Below are 2,198 nucleotides of genomic sequence, written 5' to 3'. Positions count from 1 at the left end.
GAGGCGTTGCGGAACTGGATCCGGCAGGACGAGGCCGACCGCGGCGAACGTGGCGACCGGCCCACCTCGACCGAGTCGGAGGAGTTGCGCCGGCTGCGGCGGGAGAACGCGGAACTCAAGCGGGCCAACGAGATCCTGAAGACCGCGTCCGCGTTTTTCGCGGCGGAACTCGACCCGACCCGGCGACGGTCGTGAAGCTCGTGGAGCAGCTTCGAGGCCGCTTCGGGGTCGAGTTCGTCCTCCGGGTCCTCGGTATCGCCTCCTCCACCTACCACGGCTGGGTGGCCCGCCAGGCCGACCCGTCCCGCCGTGAGCGCGAGGACCGGGCGATCACCGCGGAGATCGCCGACATCCACACCAACTCGGGCGGGACCTACGGCAGCCCGCGGGTGCACCAGGTGCTGCGGCGTCGGGGTATCCGCGTGTCGCGCAAGCGGGTCGAGCGGCTGATGCGCCAGGCCGGTCTGCAGGGCGCCTTCCTGCGTAAACAGTGGCGGACGTCGTCGACCAGGCAGGATCCGCGGGCCGCACCGGCCCCTGATCGGGTGAACCGGGACTTCACCGCGGCCGCGCCGGACCGGTTGTGGGTCGCCGACGCCACCCGGATCCGCACCGGCGAGGGCGCCTTCTGGCTCGCGGCCGTGCGCGACGCGTTCTCCAACCGGATCGTGGGCTGGAAGACCAGCGACCGCTGCGACACCGACCTGGTCCTGGGCGCCCTGGAGTACGCGATCTGGTCCCGCGACGTGCGCGACGGACAGTTGATCCACCACAGCGACCGCGGGTCGACCTACACGGCCTTCCGATTCGCGGAACGGTTGAAAGACAACGGAATCCTGCCTTCGATGGGTTCGGTCGGCGACTCCTACGACAACGCCCTGATGGAGAACTTCTTCTCCACGCTCAAGATCGAGCTGGTCTACCGCCGCTCCTGGCGCACCCGCAACGAGGCCGAGAACGAACTGTTCCGCTATATCGACGGACCCTGTTGCCCAATTTCTCATGCGGCATGAGCGAGGTTGAGCCCTGCCACGTAGGAGATTCGGGTCGGCGCGAGTGGCGTTCCGTTCCACCAGGAGTCCAGGCGGACCAGGTTGACGGCGGCAGCGGTGAAGATGTGCGCGAGATGCGTTTTGGCCAGGCTTGTGTAGCGCGAGCGGCGTGCTCCGGTGACGGCGACGGCTTGGTGGATGGTGCCCTCGACACCGGCGCGGGCGGCGTAGCGTTGCTTCCATTCCTCGGTGGCCTGCTCCGCCCGGACACGTTCGAGCAGAACGTTCTGCTCCTGGGGACGGACGGTCAGTTGCCTGCCGTAGCGCTTTGAACTGGTGCACTGGTCGCGCACAGGGCAGGGCGCGCAGGTGCCGGTGGCGAACCGGATCCGGATCGCCGGACGCTTGCCGCTGTCGAAGCCTTCGGTCCAGTACTTGCTGGTTGCTCCGGTCGGGCACGTGGCCTGTCTGCCCGACCAGTCGATCTCGAAGGCTTCCGTGCTGAAGCCGTTGTGTCCGTTGGCCTGCCGCGTGGTGTTCGACCGCACCGGACCGACAACGGCCACACCATGCTCGACCTGTGATTCCAGCAGTAGTTCGGCGGAGGTGTAGCCGGCGTCGACGAGGTGTTCGGAAGGCAGTAGGGCCTTGGCGCGGAGGCGGGTGTGGATCTGCTCGACGACCACGGCGTCGTTCACGGTGGCGTCGGTGGTCAGGACGTCGGTGATCAGGTGAGGACGCCCGGTCTCGGTGGTGTCGTCGCAAGTCTCACTGAGATGAACCTTGTAACCGTCCCATCCGATCCCGCGCTTCATCCCGTATCTGGAATCGATGTCGTACGGGGAGGTGATCCTGTCCCGACTGGGCGGGAGATCATCCTTTCCCCGTAAGGATGCCGTCTGCTCGTCGCCGTCGCCGATACGGTGGTACTGCTGAAGCCACACGGTCCGCAGGATCTCGACCGCGGGGATCTCGCGCAGCCACGGCGGTGCGGCGGTCGAGAGAACCGCTTCCAGCAGCCGGTAACCGTCGTTGCCGAACTGTCGGGCCTGGGCGGCCCGTTCGTCCTCGGCCCGAGGCAGCCGGTAGGCGTCGGTCCGCACTCCGTACCGCTGCCGCCACACCGGCTCCATCCACCCACCGAGCCATTCCGGCGCCGCTGCGGCCAACGCCTCCAGCGCCGCCCGCAGCGTCTCCCCGACGAAC

The 2,198-nt window shown here is 67.9% G+C and carries 2 protein-coding genes and 1 pseudogene; 2 read left to right on the top strand and 1 reads right to left on the bottom strand.

Features of this window, described 5'->3' with window-relative positions; genetic code table 11:
- Together AB0G02_RS36265 and AB0G02_RS36260 are read left to right on the top strand one after the other, a co-directional pair.
- A pseudogene (locus tag AB0G02_RS36265) lies at positions 1 to 195 on the top strand (IS3 family transposase); the annotation flags it as partial.
- A 5-nt stretch (positions 196 to 200) separates the two neighbouring features.
- Positions 201 to 1,013 (top strand): IS3 family transposase, encoded by an 813-nt coding sequence (locus AB0G02_RS36260; RefSeq protein ID WP_360803825.1) that lies wholly within the window; start codon positions 201 to 203, stop codon positions 1,011 to 1,013.
- Here the strand turns inward: AB0G02_RS36260 and AB0G02_RS36255 are convergent.
- Positions 1,001 to 2,198: transposase (locus AB0G02_RS36255; protein WP_360803822.1), on the bottom strand; the 1,198-nt coding region annotated here is incomplete at its 5' end. The two genes, AB0G02_RS36260 and AB0G02_RS36255, sit on opposite strands and share 13 nt — an antisense overlap.

Source organism: Actinosynnema sp. NPDC023658 (genome assembly GCF_040639995.1).
GTDB lineage: Bacteria > Actinomycetota > Actinomycetes > Mycobacteriales > Pseudonocardiaceae > Actinosynnema.
The sequence above is the reverse complement of the archived record's forward strand: the minus strand, read 5'-3'. Positions and strand labels throughout refer to the sequence as shown.